This is a genomic window from Microbacterium sp. CCNWLW41 (assembly GCF_037083505.1).
Genome location: NZ_JBAOJP010000008.1, coordinates 75,689 through 99,045 on the forward strand (window position 1 = coordinate 75,689; position 23,357 = coordinate 99,045).

The 23,357-nt window shown below is 72.7% G+C and carries 20 protein-coding genes; 12 read left to right on the forward strand and 8 right to left on the reverse strand.

Annotated features, from left to right (window positions below):
• Window positions 1–34 precede the first annotated feature (34 nt).
• Complete coding sequence (locus tag V6R91_RS25000) at window positions 35–1,153, reverse strand: zinc-dependent alcohol dehydrogenase (protein ID WP_336397500.1); 1,119 nt, start codon at window positions 1,151–1,153, stop codon at window positions 35–37.
• Window positions 1,154–1,428: 275 nt separating this feature from the next.
• Between V6R91_RS25000 and V6R91_RS25005 the strand changes: the two genes are divergently transcribed.
• Complete coding sequence (locus tag V6R91_RS25005; protein WP_336397501.1) at window positions 1,429–2,364, forward strand: DUF559 domain-containing protein; 936 nt, start codon at window positions 1,429–1,431, stop codon at window positions 2,362–2,364.
• 176 nt (window positions 2,365–2,540) lie between these two features.
• Here the strand turns inward: V6R91_RS25005 and V6R91_RS25010 are convergent, their stop codons facing one another.
• The 3 genes from V6R91_RS25010 to V6R91_RS25020 all read right to left on the reverse strand — a co-directional run bounded on the left by V6R91_RS25010 (window position 2,541) and on the right by V6R91_RS25020 (window position 6,293).
• A complete protein-coding gene (locus V6R91_RS25010; protein WP_219085038.1) occupies window positions 2,541–3,497 on the reverse strand; it encodes a helix-turn-helix domain-containing protein in 957 nt (318 codons plus the stop codon).
• A gap of 101 nt (window positions 3,498–3,598) precedes the next feature.
• Window positions 3,599–5,305, reverse strand: coding sequence for an SIP domain-containing protein (locus V6R91_RS25015; protein WP_336397502.1), 1,707 nt, complete (start codon window positions 5,303–5,305; stop codon window positions 3,599–3,601).
• A gap of 1 nt (window position 5,306) precedes the next feature.
• Window positions 5,307–6,293, reverse strand: coding sequence for an ABC transporter substrate-binding protein (locus V6R91_RS25020; RefSeq protein ID WP_336397503.1), 987 nt, complete (start codon window positions 6,291–6,293; stop codon window positions 5,307–5,309).
• 126 nt (window positions 6,294–6,419) lie between these two features.
• On the opposite strand from V6R91_RS25020, the gene V6R91_RS25025 reads away from it, so the two are divergent.
• The 4 genes from V6R91_RS25025 (at window position 6,420) to V6R91_RS25040 (ending at window position 10,559) form a co-directional block, all read left to right on the forward strand.
• Window positions 6,420–7,457, forward strand: coding sequence for a FecCD family ABC transporter permease (locus tag V6R91_RS25025; protein ID WP_336397504.1), 1,038 nt, complete (start codon window positions 6,420–6,422; stop codon window positions 7,455–7,457).
• Window positions 7,458–7,465: 8 nt separating this feature from the next.
• Entirely contained in the window at window positions 7,466–8,503 is a 1,038-nt protein-coding gene (locus V6R91_RS25030; RefSeq protein ID WP_336397505.1) for a FecCD family ABC transporter permease, read from the forward strand.
• A complete protein-coding gene (locus V6R91_RS25035; protein WP_271062136.1) occupies window positions 8,500–9,306 on the forward strand; it encodes an ABC transporter ATP-binding protein in 807 nt (268 codons plus the stop codon). The genes V6R91_RS25030 and V6R91_RS25035 overlap by 4 nt, the downstream gene beginning before the upstream one ends.
• Window positions 9,307–9,368: 62 nt before the next feature.
• A complete protein-coding gene (locus V6R91_RS25040; RefSeq protein WP_271062137.1) occupies window positions 9,369–10,559 on the forward strand; it encodes a DUF998 domain-containing protein in 1,191 nt (396 codons plus the stop codon).
• Here the strand turns inward: V6R91_RS25040 and V6R91_RS25045 are convergent.
• Window positions 10,519–12,258 (reverse strand): FAD-binding protein, encoded by a 1,740-nt coding sequence (locus tag V6R91_RS25045; protein WP_271062138.1) that lies wholly within the window; start codon window positions 12,256–12,258, stop codon window positions 10,519–10,521. The genes V6R91_RS25040 and V6R91_RS25045 overlap by 41 nt on opposite strands.
• A gap of 77 nt (window positions 12,259–12,335) precedes the next feature.
• Between V6R91_RS25045 and V6R91_RS25050 the strand changes: the two genes are divergently transcribed.
• Entirely contained in the window at window positions 12,336–13,277 is a 942-nt protein-coding gene (locus V6R91_RS25050; protein ID WP_336397506.1) for a LysR family transcriptional regulator, read from the forward strand.
• Window positions 13,278–13,284: 7 nt separating this feature from the next.
• Here V6R91_RS25050 and V6R91_RS25055 read toward each other — a convergent pair whose 3' ends face one another.
• A complete protein-coding gene (locus V6R91_RS25055) occupies window positions 13,285–14,187 on the reverse strand; it encodes a MurR/RpiR family transcriptional regulator (RefSeq protein WP_336397507.1) in 903 nt (300 codons plus the stop codon).
• A 61-nt stretch (window positions 14,188–14,248) separates the two neighbouring features.
• Between V6R91_RS25055 and V6R91_RS25060 the strand changes: the two genes are divergently transcribed.
• Both V6R91_RS25060 and murQ read left to right on the forward strand, forming a co-directional pair.
• Window positions 14,249–15,184 carry an N-acetylglucosamine kinase gene (locus V6R91_RS25060; RefSeq protein ID WP_336397508.1) on the forward strand — a complete coding sequence of 312 codons (936 nt, stop codon included), beginning with the start codon at window positions 14,249–14,251 and terminating at the stop codon, window positions 15,182–15,184.
• Window positions 15,174–16,124, forward strand: coding sequence for an N-acetylmuramic acid 6-phosphate etherase (gene murQ, locus V6R91_RS25065; protein WP_336397509.1), 951 nt, complete (start codon window positions 15,174–15,176; stop codon window positions 16,122–16,124). The genes V6R91_RS25060 and murQ overlap by 11 nt, the downstream gene beginning before the upstream one ends.
• Window positions 16,125–16,250: 126 nt before the next feature.
• On the opposite strand, the gene V6R91_RS25070 is transcribed toward murQ, so the two are convergent.
• Both V6R91_RS25070 and V6R91_RS25075 read right to left on the reverse strand, forming a co-directional pair.
• Window positions 16,251–18,227, reverse strand: a complete 1,977-nt coding sequence (locus V6R91_RS25070; RefSeq protein ID WP_442928181.1) for a primary-amine oxidase — start codon at window positions 18,225–18,227, stop codon at window positions 16,251–16,253.
• A 216-nt stretch (window positions 18,228–18,443) separates the two neighbouring features.
• Window positions 18,444–19,043, reverse strand: coding sequence for a TetR/AcrR family transcriptional regulator (locus tag V6R91_RS25075; protein ID WP_336397511.1), 600 nt, complete (start codon window positions 19,041–19,043; stop codon window positions 18,444–18,446).
• 89 nt (window positions 19,044–19,132) lie between these two features.
• On the opposite strand from V6R91_RS25075, the gene V6R91_RS25080 reads away from it, so the two are divergent.
• The 4 genes from V6R91_RS25080 to V6R91_RS25095 all read left to right on the forward strand — a co-directional run bounded on the left by V6R91_RS25080 (window position 19,133) and on the right by V6R91_RS25095 (window position 23,316).
• Window positions 19,133–19,666, forward strand: coding sequence for a hypothetical protein (locus V6R91_RS25080; protein WP_271062969.1), 534 nt, complete (start codon window positions 19,133–19,135; stop codon window positions 19,664–19,666).
• Window positions 19,667–19,846: 180 nt separating this feature from the next.
• Window positions 19,847–21,295 carry a glyceraldehyde-3-phosphate dehydrogenase gene (locus V6R91_RS25085; RefSeq protein ID WP_336397512.1) on the forward strand — a complete coding sequence of 483 codons (1,449 nt, stop codon included), beginning with the start codon at window positions 19,847–19,849 and terminating at the stop codon, window positions 21,293–21,295.
• Window positions 21,296–21,425: 130 nt separating this feature from the next.
• Entirely contained in the window at window positions 21,426–22,490 is a 1,065-nt protein-coding gene (locus V6R91_RS25090) for a winged helix DNA-binding domain-containing protein (RefSeq protein ID WP_271062834.1), read from the forward strand.
• A 37-nt stretch (window positions 22,491–22,527) separates the two neighbouring features.
• The gene (locus tag V6R91_RS25095) at window positions 22,528–23,316 is read left to right on the forward strand and encodes a thioesterase family protein (protein ID WP_336397513.1); all 789 of its coding nucleotides are present in this window, start codon (window positions 22,528–22,530) and stop codon (window positions 23,314–23,316) included.
• Window positions 23,317–23,357 lie beyond the last annotated feature (41 nt).

Consider the following 23,357-nt stretch of genomic DNA (forward strand, 5'->3'; position numbering starts at 1 on the left):
TTCGGTCGGGACGCGGGCGGCGCAGAGGCCGGCGTCAGCGGGCGGGATCGATGGCGATCTTGATCACGGTGTCGTCGCGGGAGGCGATGAGCGCGAACGCGTCCTCGACCTCGGCGAGGCCCACCGTGTGGGTCACGAGCTGCTCATAGGGGAACTCCCCGCGGGCGAGCTGGGCGATGGCGGGTTCGAATCCGCCGGCGGACAGGAAGCTGGGCAGGACGTCGACCTCCCGGGTGAGCAGCTCCTCGTCGGCGAGCAGCGTCAGCTCGGCGCCGGCGCCGCAGGCTCCGGCCAGCACCACGCGTCCGCCGCGGCGGACCAGTCGTAGCGCGTCGCGCTGAGCCGCCGTCACCCCGGCGATCTCGATGACGACGTCGGCGAGATCGCCGCCCAGCGCCGCCCGCACGTCGGCGGCGAGATCCGACGACGCGCGGGTGTTCACGACGGCGTCGGCGCCGAACCGCCGTGCGGGATCCAGGCGGGAGGCGCGTGTTCCGACGACCACGACGCGCGCGGCTCCCGCGGAGCGCGCCGCCGCGGCGGCGAGGAGGCCGACCGGGCCGGGGCCGATGACGACGACGCGGTCGCCGGACGCCACCCGTCCGCGGGCCAGGGCCCGGTGCGCGACGGCGAGCGGCTCGACGAGGACCGCGCGCTCCCAGGGGAGGTCGTCCGGAAGCCGGTGGACGATCGCCTCCGCGGGCACCAGGACGTGCTCGGCGTATCCTCCCCACAGGCCGTGGCCGTGGCTGCGCGGGATGTTCACCCCGAGCTGACGGCCGCGCGCGAGCCCCGCGCCCGGATCGTCCTGCTCGCACAGGTTGTACCGCCCCTCCCGGCAGCGTGCGCAGGATCGGCAGGGAAGGAGCATCTCGACGGCGATGCGGTCTCCGGGACGAAGCCCCCGGGCACGGGCCGCCTCGTCGCCGAGCGCGGCGACCTCCCCGACAAACTCGTGCCCGGGGACGAGCGGGAAGGGATCCCCGATGTGTCCGGCCAGCAGGTGCAGGTCGGTCGCGCAGATGCCGACGCGGCGGATCCGGACGAGCACGTCGTCGGCGCCGGGCGCGGGAAGCGGGGCGTCGTCGACGACGATCCGATCCTTCGCGGGGAACACGACCTGACGTGTGGTCGGCGCTGCGGGGGCGTTCACGAGGGTGACTCCTTCGACCCGGGCCCCGCGTCGGTGCGGGGCGATGCCCCATGCTGTGCGCGGCTCTCCTGCCCCCTCAAGATCGACGGGTCGATCCCGCGCCGAGAGTCAATCGGCGTGCCCCCACCGACAAGTCCGCCCCGCCCCCGCCGAAGCGCCGAGTGGTCAGTTTCTGTGGGTTGCGGGCACCGGAGCCCACAAAAACTGACCACTCGACAAGAGGGGCTGTGGAGAACGCGAGCGGCGTGCCGCGCGACGGCGACATGATGGGGCGCATGCACCGTCCCTCCCTGCCTCCGGGCGTCGCGGAAGGGGTCGCCTTCGCGGTCTCCGATGCGGAGGCGCTCGGCCTCAGCGCCGGTCAGCTCCGCCGCTCCGATCTCGATCGTCCGTTCCGCGGCGTGCGCGGGCGCGACCTCTGTCTCGACACGGTGGCGGATCGATGCCGCGCCTACCGCCCGGTGCTGCATCCGAACGCGGTCTTCAGCCATGCGACGGCCGCGCGCGTCTACGGACTGCCGCTGCCGCGGAGGCTCGAGGAGGAAGGGGCGCCTCTGCACGTCACCTGCGCGGAGCCGACCCGGCCGCGCGTCCCCGGCGTCGTGGGCCATCGCGAACGGAACCTCCGACGCGTGGAGTGGGGCGACCTGCCTCTCGCGGCCCCGGCGGATGTCTGGTGCCAGCTCGCGCTCGCCCTGGACGACGGCGAGCTCGTCGCGCTCGGCGACGCGCTGGTGTCCCCGCGACGCCGCGGCGGTCGGCGTCATCCTGCGCTGTGCACGATCGGCGACCTACGTGCGGCGGTCGCGCGGCGGAGCCCGGCGAAGGGGACGGCGAAGCTGCGGGACGCCGTGGGACGCGTGCGGGCTGGGACGGACTCCCCGAGGGAGACCGAGCTGCGCCTGCTGCTGATCGCGGCGGGGTTGCCCGAACCGGTCGTCGGGGTCGCCGCACGAGCGCGCGACGGCACCGCCGTGCGGGTGGCGGGCCACCTCGTGCATCCGGACCTGGCGTACCCGGAGCGGCGGATCGCGATCGAGTACGAGGGCGATTACCACCGGACGGATCAGCGCCAGTGGCGGACGGACGTCGCTCGCGTCCGTGCGCTGGAGGCGGCGGGGTGGATCGTCGTCCGCGTCACCGTGGAGGATCTCCGGCGTCCCGACGACGTGCTGCGTGACGTTCGCGCCGCGCTCGCGTCCCGCCCGTAGCCCGTTCCCCGCCCGATCCCCCTCGCGTCATCCCCGTCGCGTCATCCCCTCCCGGCACAGAGCCGAGTGGTCAGAAATTGTGGGTTGAGCGGTCCCCAACCCACAGTTTCTGACCACTCGACCACGGAGGGAGGGGCGAGAGGGGCGAGGGACGGAGGCGAGGGGGAGATGCGGGGTCAGCGGGCGGAACGGTACTCGCTCGGGGAGATGCCGTACGCGGTCTTGAACGCGCGGCTGAAGTGCGCCGCATCCACGAAGCCCCAGCGGGCGGCGATCGCGGAGACGGGCCGGTCCGACAGCATCGGATCCAGCAGATCGCGGCGGCACTGCTCCAGGCGCCGGGTGCGGATCCAGGTCGACACGGTCGTGCCCTGCTCCTGGAAGAGGCCGTGCAGGTGCCGCGTCGAGATGAAGTGCGCGGCGGCGATGGAGGAGGGGCCGAGGTCGGTCGAGGCGAGGTTGCGGTCGATGTGTCCGCGGATCCGCTGCATGAGCGCCCGGTGCGGATCGGCGGCCGCGTCGTCCAGCCCCAGCTCGCGCGTGAACACGGTGGAGACGAGGTCCAGTGCGCTGTAGGCGAGGCGCGCGCCCGTGGCCCCCGCGAGCTGGTCGAGATTCGTCGCGAGCTGGCGCAGGTACGGCACCACCATCCCGCCGAGACCCTCCTGGCCGGAGATCCGGACGGCGGTGAGCTCCCCGACCACGTCCGGGGGAAGGCTCAGGAGATGCTTCGGGAACATCACCACCATCGTCCGGAAGTCCTCGTCGAACACGAGCGAGTACGGACGGTCGGTGTCGTAGACCGCGAGGTCTCCGGGGGAGAGCACCGCCTCCCGGTCGTCCTGGATCAGCAGCCCGGTGCCGGCGAGCATGAGGCTGAGCTTGAAATAGGAGCGGTCTCCGCGCGCGATGAGCTCGGGCGTGCGCTCCACGACGTGCGAGGTCGCGCGCAGGTCCGTCACATGGACCTCGTCGACCGCCGCTCCGCGCAGGACGCTGCGGAACGTGTCGGGACGGGTGGCGCTCACCTGGAGCGGGACGAACGAGTCGGACACCGCCGAGCGGAACTCGCCCACGCTACGCGCGACGAGCGTCGACACCGAGTCGACGGGGACTGCAGGGGCACCGGTCACGATTGATCACCTCGGGAGGGTGGGAACGACGACGTTGTATACGATCCGTTCCGGCATGCTACCACCGAGGATCCTGCTCGTCGCCGTCGCCGCGGACCTGGTCAGCGCATCCGCAGGACGACGGCGTCCACGCCCCAGCCGAGCGGGATCGTCCGTGCCGTCGACCAGCCGAGATCGGCGGCCAGAGCCGCGAGCGCCGCGGCGTCCCTGAGCCCCGATCCGTTGGCGGCGAGAGCGAGGACCGGAGCCTCGTGCGCGACCGGGCTCAGCGAGTCCGCCCTCGCCGACTCCACGAGCACGACGGTGTCTGCTCGCCCGTCAAGGCGTTCCAGGAGCACGCGTGCTTCGGCGTCGGTGCGGTGCCCGAGCGCCAGTACGCCCAAGACGAGGTCGACCGGCCGGCTGTCGTCCGGCAGGAGCCCGGAATTCCCGACGTCGTCGCCATCCTCCGCACGCAGGAAGTCGGCGTCTGTCCCACTCTCTCGTGCGAGGTCGGCCCACTCGTCGGCGCCCGGGCCCGCGAGGAGGACGCGCCGCGCCTGCTGCCATAGCGGGTCTCGGAGCAGAGCACCGCCGACGAAGCGGAGGACCTCGGCGCCGTGAGCCAGTTCCGCTCGCGTGCCGGCGTCCGCCGCCGCCTGCTCCGCCAGCGTGCGGCCGGACGACCGCTGCCACGGGGAGTCTTCGCCGCGCAGGGCGGGCGCCAGCTCGGCGAGTGCCAGCAGCAGATCCGCCTCGTGCCCGTCGTACTCCTCCCGCTCGTGCTCGTCGGCGAGCAGCGACTCCCCGGCCGCGTCCAGGCGCACGTGCTCCTCGCTCACAGCCACGAGACCGTGGTGCACGAGCGTGGGCAGCAGTGCCGACACGGCGGCCGGCGCCAGGCCCCGTCGTCCGGCGAGCTCCTCGACGGTGGGTCCCGGTCGGTCGGCGAGCTCGTCGAGGATTCCGCTGCGCAGGGCGGCGCGGACGACGAACCATGCCAGCGGCGACGGGATCTCCGGTGGTGCGGGGGCGTCGTCTTCCGGCTCGGCGTGCCAGTATCCGGTGAGGTTCATCCGGTTCTTCGCCAGTCCGCGCTCGCGGGTGAGCAGGCGCCGGATCGGCAACAGCGTGCGGCTCTCCGCCCCGGCCCACACGAAGCCGTCCCCCTTGGCGGGCAGGGACTCGCGGACCGCGGCCTCGAGCACGTCGCGGTCCGTCGGATCGGCGAGCACCCAGCGGATCGTGTCCCCGGGGCGCAGGTCGAGGTCCTGTCGGGCCGACGCCGCGCCGATCGTGACGACGACGTGGGCGGGCGCCTCGACGGGCCGCTCGTCGAGGAAACGGCCGATCGCGGGAAGGGCGGTCTCGTCGCCGATCAGGGCGATCCAGTCGAGCGCCTCGGGGAGCACGATCGAGGACTTCGGTCCGACGATCCAGAGCGGGTCGCCGGGCCGTGCGGCCCGCGCCCAGGCCACGGCGGGGCCGGCCCCATGCAGGACGAAATCGAGGTCGATCTCGTCCTCCGTGACCCGACGAGGCGTGTAGTCGCGGGCCCTGCGCTCGGGAGCGGGGATCCACTCGATCCCGGCGGCGAGCTGAGTCGGCAGGACCCGCTCTGTGTCGCCGTCCTCGGCGAGGATGATCTTCACGTGGTCATCGAATCCGGGGGAGTGGAAGGGGCCGTGCGAGAGCCCGTCCCGCTCGAACGCCCGCACCTCCGGTCCCCCGAACGTGACGCGGCGCATCCGCGGCGTGACGTCGCGGACGCCGATCACCTCCAACCGACGCAGGACGAGCGGATGGGTGACGAACTCGCGCAGCGCCATGTCAGCCGAACAACTCCTCGATCTCGTCCAGGGTCGCCATCGCCTCGTCGTAGTCGCCGCGGAGTGTCCAGTAGGGCAGCAGGTGCGCCTGCCCGGACTGGAAGGCGGGAAGCGCCGCATACACCGGGTTCTTCGCCAGCGACTCGATGTCCGTGGTGTCCGCGTTGAACCCCATGAAGATCAGGGTCGGCTGTGTCAGCGTCTGCCCCACCTGCTCCGTCGAGAGCTCGAACATGTCGCCCCCGCCGCCGTACACCTCGAAGTCGCCGTCGGCGAAGATCGGCGCCGGCTCGATCCCGACGGCCGCCAGCTCCTTCGGCAGGCCCACCGACTCGACGAGCGGGAAGGCCCGGCCGTCACCGAGCATCGCCACGTAGGCCACGGGTCCCGGAGGGGGTGTGATCGCGCCCTTGACCTCGTCCACGCGCCTCTCGTACGCCGCGAGGAACTCGTCGTACGCGTCCTTCTGCCCGAAGACGTGCTCGGCGAGGAAGGAGAACTGCTCCTGCCAGGTGTCGAGCTCCTTGCCCACGAGCACGGTCGGGGCGATGTCGGACAGATCGTCGTAGACCTTCTCAGCCTGGAACAGGGGGAAGCCGATGCCTCCGCCGATGATCAGGTCCGGCTGGAGTGCGAGGATCGACTCGAGGTCGAAGCCGTCCACGCTCCAGGGCAGGAAGACGGTGCCGTCCTCCTTCGGCCCGTCGCCCCACATCGCGGAGAAGGCGCCCTCGCCGGCGTCGGCGTCCTCGGGGATCGTCGCGGCCACGGGCTGGTCCAGGTCGTAGAGGTATCCGGCGAGCGCGTAGTTGAGCACGACGATCCTCTCGGCCCGGGCGGGGACCTCCACGTCGCCGTAGTCCGTCGTCACGGTGCGCGTCGTGGCCTGCGAGGCAGCGGGGGTCGTGGCGGTGGGGGCGCAGGCGGTGCCGCCGAGGGCGACGGCCGCGACGAGGGCGGCGCCGGCGAGAAGGCGTGAGGAGCGCATGGGTCTCTTCCGTTCTGTGAGGGTGGGGAAGCGGGCGGGGCCCGCATGCTCGTCCGCACCCGGAAGGCCCGAACGGTAATGTTAGCCTTACCTTAGCAATCTCTCCGATCGGATCCGAACGCCTCCATGCCCGTCGCCGCCGTGCCGCACGCACCCTCGCGCACCACGCCGCGACGGGGCGCTCCTGTCGTCGTCTTCCTGACGGGTCTCGTGATCCTCGCGGCCCTCTGCGTCGCGAGCCTCGCCATCGGTTCGGCATCGATCCCGCTCGCGGATCTGTGGCGCGCGGCGACGGATCCTCAGGACCCGATCACGCAGGCGACGCTCCTGGGACTGCGGGTTCCCCGCACCGTGCTGGGTGTCGTGGTCGGGGTGGCGCTGGGCGTCTCCGGTGCGCTCATGCAGGCACTGACCCGCAACCCCCTCGCCGACCCGGGGATCCTCGGCGTCAACGCTGGGGCAGGGCTCGCCGTGGCCCTGGGTGTCGCCTTCCTCGGCGTCACCCGGATCGAGCAGTACCTGCCGCTGGCCTTCGTCGGGGCGTTCGCGGCCGCGTCGCTCGTGTACGTGCTGGCGACGCTGGGAGAACGGCCGCCCTCGCCGTTGCGGATGACGCTCGTCGGCGTCGCTGCGAGCGCGGTGTTCCTCGGGGTCACCCAGACCCTCGCGCTGCTGGACGTGGAGACCTTCGACTGCATGCGTTTCTGGGGTGCGGGGACCCTGGCGGACCGACCGGGCGGGACGATCGAGGCCGTGGCGCCGTGGATCGCGTTCGGTCTCGCCCTCGCGCTGATCAGTGGACGAGCCCTCAACGCCCTCGCGCTCGGCGACGACGTGGCGCGCTCGTTCGGGGCACGAGTGGGGCTGGTCCGCGGCGGCGTGGCCGTGTCGATCACCCTCCTGTGCGGTGCGGCGACGGCCGCGGTCGGCCCCATCGGTTTCATCGGCCTGATGGTCCCGCATCTCGTGCGCCCCTTCACCGGGCCCGACCAGCGCCGGATCATCGTGTTCTCAGCCGTGGTCGCGCCGATCCTGCTGTTGGGCTCGGATGTCCTCGGGCGGGTCATGATCGCCAGCGAACTGCAGGTCGGCGTCGTCACGGCGCTCGTCGGGGCGCCGATCCTCGCGCTTCTGGCGCGGAACCCGCGGATGGCACACCTGTGAGCGTCGCGATGACGCGGCACAGGAACCCGGTCCTGCGCGCGGGCCCCCTGAGCGTGCGCATCGACCCGCGCGCGGTCGTCGTCACCACAGGGCTCCTCGTGCTCGTGATCGCGCTGGCGCTGTGGGGACTGACTCTCGGATCGTTCCCGCTCACCGTTCCCGAGGTCGTCCAGGCCGTCTTCGGCGGAGGGGACGACGCCGCACGGAAGGTCGTCCTGGAGTGGCGCGGCCCCCGGGCTCTCGCCGCGATCGTGTTCGGCGCGCTGCTCGGCATCAGCGGGGCGATCTTCCAGTCGCTCACGCGCAACCCCCTGGGGAGCCCCGACATCATCGGGTTCAATGCCGGCTCGTACACCGGGGTCGTCTTCGTCCTGATGCTGGGCCTCGGCGGATACGCCGCGACGGTCGCCGGAGCGCTCGTCGGGGGCCTCGTCGCCGCAGTGCTCGTGTACCTCTTCGCCTTCCGCCGAGGGGTGTCCGGGATCCGGCTGATCCTCGTCGGCATCGCGATGAGTGCCTTCCTGGGCGGGATCAACCAGTGGTTCGTGGTGAAGGCCGACGTGGACGAGGCCCTCCGTGCCGCGGTCTGGGGAGCCGGCTCCCTGAAGCTCGCGGACGCAGGGGCGATCGGCCTCGGCGCGATCGCGCTCGCTCTCGTCGCCGTCGTGCTGCCGCTCGCGCAGCAGCGAATGCGACGTTTGGAGCTCGGCGACGACACCGCAGCCGCCCTCGGGATCGGGGTCGAACGGACCAAGGCGATGCTCGTCGTCCTCGGTGTCGCCACGACGGCCGTCGTCACCGCCTCGGCCGGTCCGATCGCCTTCGTCGCGCTGGCCGCCCCGCAGATCGGGCGCCGCCTGCGGGGCCGCGGGACGTCCGTGGACGTCGTTTCGGCCGCTCTGGTGGGGTCGCTCGTCCTCCTGTCCGCGGATCTCCTGGCGCAGCACGCCCTCCCCGGCGTCCAATTGCCGGTGGGCGCCGTCACCGTCTGCGTCGGAGGGGCGTACCTCCTCTGGCTGCTCGTCGTCGAAGGGAAGCGGAGATGACCACCGCGAACACCACCGTCTCGGTCCCGCCGGCACTGTCCGGGCACGACCTGCGGATCGGCTACCGTGCGGAGGCGATCATCGACGGCGTCGACGTGGAGATCCCGGCCGGCGAGCTCACCGTCATCATCGGTCCCAACGCGTGCGGCAAGTCCACGCTCCTGCGTGCGCTGGCGCGGTTGCTGCGCCCGTCCCGGGGGTCCGTCCTGCTGGACGGGGCGGACATCCGCGCCGTGCCGACCAAGCGTCTCGCGCGGCGGCTGGGACTGCTTCCGCAGACGCCGCTGGCCCCCGACGGGATCACGGTCCAGGATCTGGTGAGCCGGGGACGCTATCCGCACCAGAGCGTCTTGCGCAGCTGGTCCGTCGAGGATGAGCGCGTCGTCGATGCGGCGCTCGCGGCCACCGGGGTGTCCGATCTCGCCGGCCGCCGTGTCGACGAGCTCTCCGGCGGCCAGCGTCAGCGCGTCTGGATCGCCATGGCGCTCGCCCAGGAGACCGAGGTGCTCCTCCTCGACGAGCCGACCACTTTCCTCGACATCGGCCACCAGAACGACGTGCTGGAGTTGATCTCGGGCATGCGCGACGGTTCACGCACGATCGTCGCGGTGCTGCACGACATCAATCAGGCCGCCCGCTTCGCGACGCACCTCATCGCCATGAAGGACGGGCGGATCGTGGCCGAGGGGCGCCCGGAGAAGGTGGTGACCGCGGAGCTCATCCACGCGCTGTTCGGATTGCGTGCCCGGGTGATGCCCGACCCCGTGTACGGCTCGCCGATCGTGCTGCCCGGCGGTGCCTGAGGGGCCGTCCGCGCGCCCCTAGAGTGGTTCCTCGGAGGCGGCCGTCGGCGGGCCGGGGAGTCATGGACGAGGGCATCACGGGTCTGATCGAGCGCGCACGCGGCGCGCTCGCGCAGCTGCGCGGACCGGCACGCTCGTCCGTCGCGAGGGAGACGCTGGCGCTGCTCACGGGCGGGGCCGCGTTCGTCGTCGGCTTCGTCGTGTCGTACCTGCTGTTCTGGGGGCACGAGCTGGCGATCACCGGGCCCTGGTCGATCGGGTGGTACGCCGCGGCCGGAGGGGCGGTCGTCGTCGCGGCGGCCTTCGTCCTTGGCCGGATCTCGGTGCGACCGGTCGAGAGATCCGCCGACGAGCCGCGCGACGGCTTCGTGGTCTCCGGGGACCATCTGCGCTGGTACGACCTCACCGCGATCGCGGGCGCGTTCGCGGCCATCGCCCTGCTCGGCTGGCTCGGGATCGCCGAGCTGCTGTCGATGAGCTTCACGGATGCGCCCGTGTTCGCCTTCCCGGGGGCGATCCTGGTGGCGGTCGCGTTCGCGCTGACGGCCTACGTCGGCTTCCTCGGCGCTGCGGCGATGGATCCCATGACGCTCTCGCTCGTACTGGCGATCTTCCTCGTCGTGGGTGCCTTCACGGCGATGCTCGACGCGACCGATCCGCACTGGTGGCGCGACAACCTCTCCGCGCTCGGCATGTCGAGCAACGAGTCCGCACCGGCGTTCAACCTGACCCTGATCATCGCGGGCGTGCTCGTCACCACGATCGCGCGATACGCGACGGCCGGGCTCCCCGCGCAGGAAGCGGTGGACCGTCGCGGCCGGTTCCTCGTCCGCGGCGGCCTCATCCTGATGGGGATCCTGCTGGCACTCGTCGGCGTGTTCCCGGTCGACCGGTTCTTCCTGCTGCACAACACGGTGGCCACGGGGATGGCCGTGGTCTTCGCCGTCGTCGTGGTGGGGCTGCCGTGGTTCCTGCGCGGGATGCCGCGGGTGTTCGTCGGGCTCGGCTGGATCTACGTCCTCGTGATCGCGCTGCTCGGCGTGTTCTTCGCGACCGGCTACTACAACCTGACCGCCGTCGAGCTGATCGCCGCGGTGCTGATCTTCAGCTGGATCATCGTGTTCCTCCGCACGGCCAGCACCGTGCGCGGACAGGTGCCCGCCCCCGCCGGCGGGAGGGAGCAGGCCGGCAGGGGCGGGAGTCGTGCGTCGGCTACTCGACGAGCTTCCCCGCCTGGTCCACCTCGCGGATGAGCCGGCCGATCTCCTCGGGGATCGGGGGGATCTCCTCGCGGGTGACGCCGGTTCCGGGCGACCAGACGAGGTTGACCTGGAGTGCGGGGTCCATGTCCGGGTAGTCGCTCCGGTTGTGGCAGCCGCGGGTCTCGCGCCGTTCGAGCGCCGCTTCCATGGTCGCCCGGGCCGCCAGGGCCGACGAGCGCAGGTCGAACGCGTGGGCGAGGTCCTGGAACCCGGCGATGTCGGGGTGGATCCCCACGCGGGCCATCCGCTCCTCGATCGCGTCGAGCTCGGCGAGGCCGGTGCGCAGGCCCTCCTCGTCCCGGACCACGCCGGCGTGCTCGGTCATCGTGTCGCGGATCGCACGCTGCAGCGAGCGCACGTTCTCGGTCCCGTCCGAGGCGAGCAGGTCGTCGATCTCGGCGCGCGCCTGTGCCACCGCGGCGGAGGAGCGGCGCTGCGCGGCGAGCCCGTAGGCGTGCGCGACGGCCGCGCGTCCCACGATCCGCCCGAAGACGAGCAGCTCGATGAGCGAGTTCCCGCCCAGACGGTTCGCCCCGTGCAGTCCGCTGGAGGCCTCGCCGATCGCATAGAGCCCGTCGACATCGGTGCGGTGGTCCTCGGGGCGGACCCAGACGCCGCCCATCGAGTAGTGCGCCGTGGGCGCGATCTCGATCGGGTCGCGCGTGATGTCGAGCATCTGCAGCTCCAGCATCGTCTGGTAGACGCGCGGCAGGCGCGTCATGATCGTCTCCCGCGGCAGATGCGAGACGTCGAGCCAGACGCCGCCGTTCGGCGTGCCGCGTCCCTCCTTGATCTCCGTGTAGGCGGCCAGCGCCACCCGGTCCCGCGTGGACAGCTCCATCCGATCCGGGTCGTAGTTCGCCATGAAGCGCTCGCCGAGTCCGTTGCGGAGGATCCCGCCCTCGCCGCGCGCCGCCTCCGAGACGAGCGTGCCTGCGGCGTTCTCCGGCTCGAGGATCCCGGACGGATGGAACTGCACGAGCTCCGGATCGCGCAGCCGCCCGCCGGCCTCGACGGCGAGGCGGAAGGAATCGCCGGTGTTCTCGTCCCGGCGCGAGGACGTCCGGCGCCAGATCCGGTTGTGCCCGCCGGCGGCGAGGATCACGGCGTCCGCGTGGATGAGGTAGCGGGTGCCGTCGACCAGGTCGAAGCCGTAGGCGCCGAAGACGGTGCCGTCGTCCACGAGCAGGCGCGTGATGTAGACCGTGTCGAGGATCGGGACGTCGAGCTGCTCGGCGCGGCTCACCAGCGCGCGCTGGATCTCGAGGCCCGTGTAGTCGCCGGCGAACGCGGTGCGCCGGAAGGTGTGCGCCCCGAAGAAGCGCTGGGAGATGCGCCCGTCCTGCTCCCGGGCGAAGTTCATCCCGTACCGCTCCAGGTCGCGGATCCCCTCCTCCGCGCCGCGGGTGACGATCTCGACGGTGCGCGGGTCGGCGAGGAAGTAGCTCTCCTTCAGCGTGTCGGCCGCGTGCTGCTGCCAGCTGTCCTCGGCGTCCATCGTGCCCAGCGCGGCGTTGATGCCGCCCGCGGCGAGGGAGGTGTGCGCGTCGTGCCGCGGGCGTTTGCCCACGGCCACCACGTCGACCCCCTGCTCGGCGACCTCGATGGCGGCGCGGAGCCCCGAGCCGCCTGTTCCGATCACGAGCACGGTCGTGGAGACCAGGCGCTCGTGGCTGTGCGATGCATTCATGCGATCCACGCTAGGAGCGCCTTTCGGATAACTCCAATGCATAATCCTGTTCCTGACCATGCGGCTAAGGTATGGATATGAACCTCGAACAGCTTCGCGGTTTCGTCGAGATCGCCGAGGTCGGCACGTTCACCCGCGCGGCCGATCGCCTGCACCTCGCGCAGCCGTCGCTGAGCCGGCAGATCTCCACCCTGGAGCGCGAGCTGGGCTCCGACCTGTTCCACCGCGCCCGCGGGCACATCACGCTGACGGCCGCGGGGGAGACCCTGCTGCCGTACGCGCGGCGCATCCTCGCCGATGCCGACGCGGTCCGCCGGGAGATGGCGGAGATCGCCGGGCTCCGGCGGGGGAGGGTGCGGCTGGGGGCGCCGCCCTCGCTGTGTGCCAGCCTCGTCACGGAGGTGGTGAGCGCGTTCCATGCGAGCTATCCCGGCATCGAGCTGGAGATCACCGAGCGCGGCTCCCGCGGGCTGACCGCGGCGCTCGCGGAGGGGGCGCTGGATCTCGCGCTCGTCACCTCGTCGGGTCCCGGTGCGGCCGCGCAGGCGAGCCTCGAACGCCTGTCCCTGCACACCGAGGTGCTGCTCACCGAGGAGCTCGTGGTCGTGTCCTCCGCGGCGGAGCCGGTGCTCACCGGCGGATCGTCGATCGCGCTCGCCCAGGTCGCCCGGCTCCCGCTGATCGCGTTCCCGCGCAGCTATGACCTGCGCGCCACCACGGACGCCGCCTTCGCCGCGGCGGGGTGCGAGCCGTCGATCATCGTCGAGGGGCCGGAGATGGACACCGTGCTGCGCTTCGTGGAGCGGGGGATGGGTGTGGCCGTGGTGCCGGACATGGTTCGGCTGGGACGCTCGGGGCTGCGGGCGATGCCGCTGACCCCGCCGGGGATGACACGGACGGTCCTTCTCGCCCACCGTGCGGACGTGCGGCCGAGCCGTGCGGCGGCGGCGCTGCGCGCCGCGATCGTGTCGACGGCCGACGAGCTCGCCGCCTCCGGAGCCTTCGTGACCCGGGCCTGACCGGGCGTCAGTCGGCGGGGGCGGGTCGAGGGCGTGCGGGACGCGGCGCGCGGCGGCCGGAGGCGTCGTCTCTGCCCGCCGCCCGTGTGGCGTCGTGGGACCTCTGCAGGGCGTCGACGGTCTCGTCCGGCCGGCGCTGCGCGGTGCCGATGAACACGGCGTCGACGATCGCCAGCTGCGCGATGCGGCTGACCATGGCGCCGGCGCGGTAGGCGGACTCGCGGGCGTGGGTGAGGAGCGTGTGATCCGTCTCCGCGGCGAGTCTCGCCGTCGCCGAGGACGTCACGCCGATCGTGGTGGCGCCCGCCCTCGCCGCGGCCTGGACGAAGCGGAGCGTCTCCCCGGTGGAGCCGGAGTTCGAGAACGCGACCGCGACGGTGTTCGGGGCGGGCACGGCGGCCGCGGAGAGGGCCTCGTGCGGATCCGACAGGACGATCGCCGTGCGCCCGATGCGCAGGAGCTTGTGGCCGAGGTCGGCGGCGACGTACCAGCTGGCGCCGATGCCGTAGAGGAGGATGCGCTCCGCGGCGTCCAGGGCGTCGATGACGCGGGCGAGGGCGTCGTCGTCGAGGCGCTCGATCGTCTCCTCGATCGCCAGGCGCTCCAGGATCGCGAGCTTGACGACGGCGTCGCGCAGCGAGTCGGAGGGGAGGATGTCCGAGCCGAAACCCGCGTCGGAGTCGACACGCGCCGACTCGCGGCCCAGCTCCGCCGCCAGGGCGCGCCGCAGTTCCGCGTACCCGCTGAGCCCGAGGGAGCGGCAGAACCGCACGATCGACGCGACCGAGGTGCCGCACGCGGTGGCCAGTTCGCTGATCGTCAGATCCACGGCCATGGTGGGTTTCGCATGCAGGGTCTCGGCGATGCGCGCGAGAGAGGGCGGCAGGGAGCCCGCCGAGGATGCGATCATGGTGCGAATGCTCACATGGAACATTCTTCCATCTGATGACCCCATTTTGTAAGCTGTTTTCATGACTTCGTCGGCGACCATCGCGATCGACCTCGGCAAGAGCCGGTGCCGTGCGCGACGCATCGGCAGCGACGAGACCGCGAACGGACCGGGCTCGCCCGGTCTCGCCGCGGCCGGAGGCGTCGACGCCGCCCTCACCGCCATCCTCCCGCTGCTCTCGGAGCTGAGGGTGTCCGCGGCGCGCGGCGCGGTCGACGACGGCGGCCTGCGCATCGGCATCGGGGCGGCCGGCGCCTGGGCGTCTCCGGAGGGGGCGCAGGCGCTCTCCGAGGCGGTGCACGCCCGGACCGGCGCGGAGGTCGCGACGGCGTCCGACGTCGTGACGGCCCACGCCGGTGCTCTCGCCGGGAGCCCCGGCGTCCTGCTCATCGCGGGGACCGGGGCGGTCGCCCTCGGCCTGGACGAGAGGGGCGCGCGGCTGATCGACGGCTGGGGGCCGGAGCTCGGGGACCTGGGCAGCGGGTCCTGGCTCGGCCGCGAGGCGGTGCGCGCGGTGCTGAGGGAGCGAGACGGACTCGGTCCCCGCACCGCGCTGACGCCGGCCCTGCACGCGCACATCGCCGAGAGCTCCGACGGACGGGAGCTGACGCCGATCGCCTGGCTCGCTGGCCCGACTCCCGTCGCCCGCCGGCTCGCCACGGCGGCCCCTCTGGTCCTGGACCTCGCCGACGCGGGCGACCCGGCGGCCCTCGCGATCCGCGACGAGGGCGTGCGGCTCCTCGTGGAGACAGCGGTGGCCGCGGCGGACGGTGCGCGCGCCGTCGCGCTGCACGGCGGCCTGACCGACCACGCCGGATACCGATCCTCCCTCGTCGCGGCGCTCGCCGCGCGAGACCACGTCGTCCGCGATTCCGCGGGCGACGCCCTCGACGGCGCCGCGCTCATCGCCGCGCGCGCCGCTGACCTCCATGAAAGGTACGTGCACCGTGCTGGATGACTCCGCGCTGGGCGACGCCCGCCGCCTCCAGGGCCTCATCGACGAACTCGCCGGCCTCGCCACCGAGTCCGCCTCCCTCGACCGGGGCGATCTGGACCTCCTTCCGACCGAGGAGCTCGTGCGGCTCATGAACGCGGAGGATCGCACGGTCCCCGAGGCGGTCTCGGCGCAGGCCGCCCCCATCGCCGCCGCGGTCGACGGGATCGCGGAGCGGTTCCGCCGCGGCGGGCGGCTCGTCTACCTCGGCGCCGGGACGGCCGGGCGGATCGGCGTGCTCGACGCGTCCGAGTGTCCGCCCACCTTCGGGACGGACCCGTCGCAGGTCGTCGGCCTCATCGCCGGGGGCGAGGAGGCGATCCGCTCGGCGGTGGAGAACGCCGAGGACGACGCGCAGGCCGCGCGAGCGCAGCTGGCGGGGATGGGGCTCACGGCCGACGACACGGTGGTCGGGATCTCCGCGTCAGGGCGCACGCCCTACGTGCTCGGCGGTCTGGCCTACGCGCGCGGGGTCGGCGCCCTGACCGTGGCGCTCGCGGGGAACGCGCCCTCCGCGAGCGGCGCCGAGGCGGACATCGCGATCGACGTCGCCACCGGCCCGGAGTTCGTCACCGGATCGACCCGCCTGAAGGCGGGCACCGCGCAGAAGCTCGTCGTGAACATGCTCTCGACGCTGTCGATGATCAAGCTCGGCAAGACCTATCGCGGCGTGATGGTGGATCTGCAGGCGACGAACGAGAAGCTCCACGCCCGTTCCGTGCGGACGATCATGCAGCTGTCCGGGGCGTCCGCGGACGAGGCCGTCGAGGCGCTCCGCTCGGCCGACGGTTCCGTCAAGCTCGCGCTGCTGCTGCTCGCCACGGGTGTGGAGCCCGCCGCGGCGGTGCGCGCCCTGGAGTCGGCGGGCGGGATCCTCCGCGAGGCGATCGCCGCCCTCCGCTGACCCCGCCCACGCCTTTCGAGTGGTCAGTTTCTGTGGGTTCGGCGGCGCTCAACCCACAGAAACTGACCACTCGGCGTCACGCCGAGCGGTATCGCTCGGCACGGCGGGCGCGGCGCTCGCCCGGCGTCACGGCGCGCAGTGGCACTCGGCGCCGCCGCAGCTCGAGGGGGAACCCGCCTCGGCGTGCGCCTGGGAGGACTCGGGGACGTCCATCGCGGGGTTCTCGTCCAGGAACCCGTACGGGCGGAACTGGAACCCGGCCGTGTCCACCGGCATGACCGGCCAGTCTTCCGGGCGGGGGAAATGCGTCAGGCCGAACGTGTGCCACAGCACGATGTCCTCCCCGTCCAGCGACCGGTCGCCCGCGGTGTACGCCGGGAGCCCCGCCCCGCCCTGGTGGGCGTTCGGGAAGCGTCCGGCCGGCCAGATCTCGCCGTCCTCGTACGCCGTCCCCCAGACGTGGTGCGTCGCGAACGTGGCGCGCGCGGACACGGAGGAGGCGGGATCGGCCAACAGCAGGGCCGTCGGCTGCGGGATGAGCTGATACGCCGTGGGCCGCCCGACCGCGTTCGTGCGCGACGCGCTCTGCACCTCCCAGACCCGCGCGACGGACGAGTCCGCATCGCGCTGCGCCGCGTGCTCGGTCGCGAGGACGGTCTCGGTCCATCCGAAGGCGTTTCCGAACGGGTTGTCAGGGCCCATCGGGATGCGCTCCGCGTCGATCTCGATCAGCCGGTTGTCCTCGCCGTCGACGGCCACGTCCAGGCGCGCGCAGAACAGGTGCTGGTGCACGGGCGCGAAGACGCCCGGAGCGAGCTCGGTCGCGTGCCGCTGGCGGACGCCGGGTTCCCCCGCGCCGGCGAACACGATCCCCGTCGCCTTCGCCTCCAGTTGGATCGAGCCGTCCAGGCCGAAGGACCAGTAGAAGCCGTAGTCGTAGTTGCCGATCGTGGAGAAGTACGACACCACGAAGCGACGGGCGCGGCGGACGTCCGAGCGGCCCTGGAGGTCCGTGTGCTTCCAGAGGATCCCGTCGTCCTCCTCGTGCATGCACACGACGTTCGGGATCCGCACGGGGTTGCCGTGGTCGTCGGCGACGTACCCGTCGAGATAGCGGATGACGCCCAGGCAGTCGCAGCCGAGCGCCAGGTGGTTGGCGTTCTTGCCGAGCAGGTACTCCCCGGCGTCGAAGTAGCTGATCCAGAACCGGCCGGGCGCGGTGTCGCCGTAGGGGACCACCATCTCCGGGACGCTCGCGCGGCTGAGCACGGAGCGCCCGGCGAACGTGACGTCATGGAGCACGAGGCCCTCGCGGGCGTTGAACCCCACGCGCATCGACCAGTCCTCCCATTCCACGAGCGACCCGGTCACCGCGAAGCTCGGCCCGTCCGGCTGGGTGATCTCGATGGGCTTGAGGGTCGTGCGCGCGGGACCCTGCACCTCGGGGTAGTAGTTGCCGTGGCCGGCCGGGACGGGGACGTCACCGTGGTCCTCGACACGGATCACGCTGTTCGTCGTGAGGTCGATGTGCACGATCAGGCCTTCGACGGGGTGCGCCCACGGAGAGTCGAGGTCGTCGTACCGCAGGAAGGTCAGGGACCGGATCACGCGGCGTCCGACCTCGTCGGCGCGGCCGGTGTAGCCCGGCGCGAGCGGGGAGCAGAACGCGCGCTCGGCGTGCTCGGCGAGCCCGCGCCGCTCCATCGCCGCCCGCCACTCCGGCGAGGCCTTGGCGATGGCCTCGGCGCGCTCGTACTCCTCGAAGAGGTACTGCGGCTGACCGTACGGGGGCGCGTCGTTCGGGATCCGCTCCGCGCGCACGACCTCGCCGCGGGTCAGGGAGACGATCGCATCCGTGGCGACCCCGGTGGCTGTGTCGAGGAGGACGACGTCCACGCGGCGGTCGATGGGGGACCCGGGCGCCCACGCGGCGCGCTCCGCCTTCGTGGGCTCGTCCGGGAGCAGCATCGGCACGCGAACGGTGTCGCCGAGCAGGCCCTCCCGGTCCAGGATCGCCCGGGCGGCGGCGATCTCCGCGCCGGTCAGGGGATCGAGCGGATGGCTGACGGCGAGCGTCGTGGCAACGGGGCTGTGGTGGGACATGGTCGACCTCACGGTGGGTGATTGTTTTCGAGCAGTTGCTCAATAACGGTGGATCGATGCTACGCCGTGCCGGGGCCGGGGGCAAGGACGGAGTACTGCCAGGCGAGAGGACGGGTCGTCCGGGATCGATTCGGCGCCCGCTCCGCGTCCTCGGCGCCCTCGTCGGTGCGTTCGCGACGTGCGCCGACACCCGTTCCGGGCGGGCGGCGGGGGTCCTCAGCGCGGGGCGCCGGGCGTGCGCCAGGGCGCCAGGACAGCGGCGAGGACCGCGCGATGGGCCGCGGGGGACTGCGGCTCGGTGACCTCGACGATCTGCTGGCCGTAGGTCACGGCGCGAAGGAGGGCGAGCAGATCCGCGCGCGGTGTCGCGGCCTGCAGCTCGCCGTCCGCGACGGCCTCCTCGATCGCGTCGGCGAGGTCCTGGTGCCACGGTGCGGCGGTGGGCGCCCCGGCGTCGGGCGCGGGGGCCAGCGCGGCCAGCCGGCCCCAGAACCCGACGACGACGTGTGCCTCGGTGCGCGTGGTCGCGTCCACGGGAAGGACCTCGGACATGAGGGCTTCGAGCCGGTCCAGCCCGCGTCGTCCGACCGTGGCCGCGCGGATGCGCTCGTGCGTGCGGCGGGTGACCTCGGCGGCGGCGGCGCGGACCACGTCGTCGAAGCCGGCGTAGTAGTGCCAGAGCGCGCCGGTCGCGATGCCGAGCTCGCGCGCCACAGCCCGGGAGGAGACCTGCTCGTGTCCGTCCCGCGCGGCGACGGCGAGCAGCGCGGCGGCGATCTCGCGGCGGCGCTCGTCGTGGTCGACGATACGGGGCATGCCCCCATCCTTCCGCATCGCATGCCGGAGGCGGGAGAGCCGTGGGCAGGGGCTTCCTTTCTTGAGCGATCGCTCAATATGATGCTCTCGTGCAGGATCCGCATGCGGTGGCGATGGCGCTGATGTCGCTCACGGCGACGGTCGCCGCCGTGTGCAGCCTGGTCGCCGGCTCGGCGGTGCCCTGGCAGGGGCGCCAGAGCGCGGTCGTGATGGCAGCGGGCATGATCGCGTCGGCGATCGCGCCGACGGACCCGGCGGTGCTGCTGCCGGTCGCGGCGGCGGGGCTGCTGTCGGCGCTCCTGGGCACCGTCGGCCTTCGCGGGCGCCGTCCTGCGGAGGCCTGCTTCCACCGCGCCCTCGCCACCCTGGTCATGACGGCCTGCGCCCTCGCACCCCTCGGACGCGGTGCGGGTCCCGTCGCGGCGCACACGCATGGCGGGGCCGCGCCGGTGGGCGTGATCGTTCTCGTCGGCGTCCTCGTGGTGCTCGCGGGCGCCCTGCACCACGTTCGCGGCGTGCTCGTGGGGGACCCGTCGAGGCGCGCCCGGTGGCTGCTGGTGGCGGAGGGGACGGGGATGGCGGTCGCCACGGCGATCATGGGCGTGATGGCGCTGTCCGGGTGAGGCGGGGCCGGCCCGGGCAGGCGGCCGGAACGATCTTGCGGAGGCCAAAGGAATCCGGGTTCTTGCGTCCGTGAACGGCCAGGGCGCGCGACGACGGCTCCGTACGCTGGAAGGGCGGGCGATCGGCCCGCCTTCGAACGCGCCCGGACCCCGGCGCACGACCACCCCGCAAGGACGCAGATGAACGACTTCGCCGCGCGACGCGACGACTGGATGGCCCGTGAAGAACTCGCCGAGCGGATGATCCCGCTCATCGGAGCCCTCACCCGCGAGCGGGAGGTCGTGACGTCGTTGCACGGGCACCGCCTGCTGGGGCTGTCCACCACCGGGATCCTCGAGGTACACGAGCGCGTCGCGCAGCTCGGCCACGCCGAGCTCGCCCTCGAGGACACGCTCGCGGTCCTGGAGGCGCTGCGGGAGCTGGCTCCGGAGGCGGCATCGATCGACGTCGCCCGCATCGTCGAGGACCACGCCGCCGCCGGAGGCGACCTCCGCGCGCACGTCCGCGCCGCGCTCGCCGCCGCGGGCACCGGGCGGACCGCCGAGCGCACGGACGTCGTGCTCTACGGCTTCGGCCGGATCGGACGCCTGCTCGCGCGGATCCTCATCGCCCACACCGGAGGCGGCAACGGGCTGCGGCTGCGCGCGATCGTGGTGCGCCGCGGATCCGAGAACGACCTCGTCAAGCGGGCGTCCCTGCTGCTGCGCGACTCGGTGCACGGACGCTTCGAGGGCTCGGTCTCGGTGGACGAGGAGGCCGAGCAGATCATCGCGAACGGCACGCGGATCCAGGTCATCTACTCCGACGATCCCGGCGCGATCGACTACACCGCCTACGGCATCCGGGACGCGATCGTCGTGGACAACACGGGGCGCTGGCGGGACGAGGAGGGGCTGAGCCGCCACCTCCGGTCGACCGGAGTGGCGCGCGTGCTCCTCACCGCGCCCGGCAAGGGCGCGCTGAAGAACATCGTGCACGGCATCAACCACACCGACATCGCGGACGAGGACCGGATCCTGTCCGCGGCGTCCTGCACCACCAACGCCATCACCCCGGTGCTCAAGGCCGTCGACGAGGCGTACGGCATCGTGCGCGGACACGTCGAGACCGTCCACTCCTTCACGAACGACCAGAACCTCATCGACAACTTCCACAAGGGCGACCGCCGCGGCCGCTCCGCGGTGCTGAACATGGTCATCACCGAGACCGGCGCCGCCAAGGCCGTGGCCCGCGCCCTGCCGGAGCTCGCGGGCAAGCTCACCGGGTCGGCGATCCGCGTGCCCACGCCCGACGTCTCCCTGGCGGTCCTGCACCTGTCACTGGCGCGACCCGCGACCAAGGACGAGCTCAACGACTACCTGCGCCGGGTGTCGCTGCACTCGAAGCTGCGCCAGCAGATCGACTACGTCGAGTCGCCGGAGGTCGTGTCGACGGACTTCGTCGGATCGCACCGCGCGGGGATCGTGGACGGACTGGCGACGATCGCGAACGACAAGGACGTGGTCCTCTACGTCTGGTACGACAACGAGTACGGCTATTCCTGCCAGGTCGTCCGGGTCCTGGAGGTCATGGCGGGCTCGCACCCCGTGGTCGTCCCGGCGCGCCGAGAGGTGACGCTGGCCGGCTGAGTGGCGGATTTCGGAGCGCATCCCGGGGTTTCGGGGTCCGCCTTGGGGTGGATCGGCCCCGAATCCCGCCCCGAAACCCGGGAACGCGCCCCGGACGGCGCCTGTCGGTGGGGTCGGGCATCATGGCCTCATGACGCCGCGCGCCCTGCTGTCCGAACGTCTTCGCTCCCATCGCCTGACCGCCCCCGCGGCCACCCCGGTGGCCGCGGCACGGCACATGCTCGCGGTGCAGGCGCAGGAGTTCGCCGCCGGGCGGTGGGCGCTCGGCATCCGCACCCGATCCGCCACCCTGGCGCAGGTCGATCGGGCGTTCGACCGGGGTGAGCTGGTGCGCTCGTGGCCGATGCGCGGCACGCTGCACATCGTCCCGGCCGGGGACCTTCGCTGGATGCTGGGGATCACCGCCGAGCGCCAGCGGCGACAGACAGCGGCGCGTCATCGTGAGCTCGGTATCGACGGCGAGCTGCTCGCCCGCGTGGAGCGCGACTTCCGCATCCGGCTGGCCGACGGCGGGCGCACGCGCGCGCAGCTCTTCGACGACCTGACGGAGCTGGGCATCGATCCGGCGGGCCAGCGCGGGGTGCACATCCTGGGCGCCCTGTGCCTGGACCTCGTCCTCGTGCAGGGGCCGGTGGTCGCGCGCGACGACGCGATCGCCCGCGAGCAGCTGTTCGTCCTCGCCGACGGTCATCTCCCCGATGCCGCGGAGCCGGACGATCCGCTCGCGGAGTTCTTCGTCCGCTACATCGACGGACACGGTCCGGCGGGGGCGGCCGACTTCGCCTGGTGGTCGGGCCTCACGCTCGGGGTGGCGAGGGAGGCCGTCGAGCGGGCGCGTGCCCGGGTGACGGAGGTGGAGGAGGGGGTGTTCCTCGCGGCGGATCGCCCGCGACGGGCACGGGGCGCCGACGACGCCGCGACGTTCGCCCTGCCGATGTTCGACGAGTACTACATCTCCTACGCAGACCGCTCCGTCGTCGCCGATCCGGACGCCGCCACCCGGATCGGCCCGGGCAAGAACGGCATGGTCCGGGCCAGCCTCCTCTCCTCCGGGCGGATCGTCGGCGCCTGGTCGCACTCCGCGGCCGTGGGCCGCCATCGAGAGGAGCCGATCGCCGAGCTGTTCGATCCCTCGCTCGACACCGAGGCGACGGCCGCCGCCCTGCGTCGCTACGCCGCGTTCATCGGCGGCTGAGGCGACCGGGACGGGCGCCTCGGCGATCCTTGACAGGATGGGTGTCGTGACGAGCTACTTCCTCCGCCGATCCGCGACCGAGTTCGAGCCCACCGAGCACGTCGGCGGGGCCTGGAACGAGCGGGAGCAGCACATCGCCCCCGTCCTCGGGCTGATGGCGCATCTCGTCGAGGCCGACCACCGCGTGCGGCGCGGAGACCAGTCCCCGCTGAACCTGGCGCGCGCGAGCTACGACATCCTCGGGGTGATCCCCATGGAGCCGTTCGAGGTGAGCTCTCGCGTGCTGCGGCCCGGGCGGACGATCGAGCTCGTCGAGGCGACGCTCTCCCACGCGGGGCGGGCCGCGGTGGTGCTGCGGGCCTGGCTGCTCCAGTCGATCGACACCGCAGCGATGGCCGGGACGACCTTCGACGCCATGCCGCCGCGGGACCGTCTGGAGCCCTGGTCGGCGGCGGACGTCTGGCCCGGTGGGGCGATCCGCTCGATCGACGCCGTCCGCGCCTCCTCCGAGGCCGGGCGCGCGCAGGTCTGGCTGCGGCCGAAGCACCCGATCCTGCCGGATGAGGACGTGTCGGCGCGGGCTCGGCTTCTCGGCGCGGCCGACTTCGCCAACGGCATCGCGACCCGCGTCCGTCCCGAGGACGCGCTGTATCCCAACGTGGACCTGACGGCGAGCCTGCTCCGGGAGCCGGTCGGCGAGTGGATCGGCTACGACACCCGTGTGTCGTTCGGGCCGGACGGGATCGGGCTCACCGAGACCGTGCTCAGCGACGAGGCCGGGCCGGTCGGCACGTCGTCGCAGACGCTGACGGTCCGGCCCCGCTGAGACGCGACCCGGCCGCGCGGAGAACCAGTCCCGCCGTGGTC

What these genes read in the sequence shown, in the direction of transcription:
- V6R91_RS25050 (WP_336397506.1), top strand. Translation starts at nt 12,336, where the DNA reads ATGAACCTCGAACAGCTTCGCGGTTTCGTCGAGATCGCCGAGGTCGGC.
- V6R91_RS25075 (WP_336397511.1), bottom strand. Translation starts at nt 19,043, where the DNA reads ATGCCCCGTATCGTCGACCACGACGAGCGCCGCCGCGAGATCGCCGCC.
- V6R91_RS25090 (WP_271062834.1), top strand. Translation starts at nt 21,426, where the DNA reads ATGACGCCGCGCGCCCTGCTGTCCGAACGTCTTCGCTCCCATCGCCTG.
- V6R91_RS25040 (WP_271062137.1), top strand. Translation starts at nt 9,369, where the DNA reads ATGGACGAGGGCATCACGGGTCTGATCGAGCGCGCACGCGGCGCGCTC.
- V6R91_RS25035 (WP_271062136.1), top strand. Translation starts at nt 8,500, where the DNA reads ATGACCACCGCGAACACCACCGTCTCGGTCCCGCCGGCACTGTCCGGG.
- V6R91_RS25025 (WP_336397504.1), top strand. Translation starts at nt 6,420, where the DNA reads ATGCCCGTCGCCGCCGTGCCGCACGCACCCTCGCGCACCACGCCGCGA.
- V6R91_RS25005 (WP_336397501.1), top strand. Translation starts at nt 1,429, where the DNA reads ATGCACCGTCCCTCCCTGCCTCCGGGCGTCGCGGAAGGGGTCGCCTTC.
- V6R91_RS25095 (WP_336397513.1), top strand. Translation starts at nt 22,528, where the DNA reads ATGGGTGTCGTGACGAGCTACTTCCTCCGCCGATCCGCGACCGAGTTC.
- V6R91_RS25020 (WP_336397503.1), bottom strand. Translation starts at nt 6,293, where the DNA reads ATGCGCTCCTCACGCCTTCTCGCCGGCGCCGCCCTCGTCGCGGCCGTC.
- V6R91_RS25070 (WP_442928181.1), bottom strand. Translation starts at nt 18,227, where the DNA reads ATGTCCCACCACAGCCCCGTTGCCACGACGCTCGCCGTCAGCCATCCG.
- V6R91_RS25030 (WP_336397505.1), top strand. Translation starts at nt 7,466, where the DNA reads ATGACGCGGCACAGGAACCCGGTCCTGCGCGCGGGCCCCCTGAGCGTG.
- V6R91_RS25085 (WP_336397512.1), top strand. Translation starts at nt 19,847, where the DNA reads ATGAACGACTTCGCCGCGCGACGCGACGACTGGATGGCCCGTGAAGAA.
- V6R91_RS25045 (WP_271062138.1), bottom strand. Translation starts at nt 12,258, where the DNA reads ATGAATGCATCGCACAGCCACGAGCGCCTGGTCTCCACGACCGTGCTC.
- V6R91_RS25015 (WP_336397502.1), bottom strand. Translation starts at nt 5,305, where the DNA reads ATGGCGCTGCGCGAGTTCGTCACCCATCCGCTCGTCCTGCGTCGGTTG.
- V6R91_RS25055 (WP_336397507.1), bottom strand. Translation starts at nt 14,187, where the DNA reads ATGATCGCATCCTCGGCGGGCTCCCTGCCGCCCTCTCTCGCGCGCATC.
- V6R91_RS25060 (WP_336397508.1), top strand. Translation starts at nt 14,249, where the DNA reads ATGACTTCGTCGGCGACCATCGCGATCGACCTCGGCAAGAGCCGGTGC.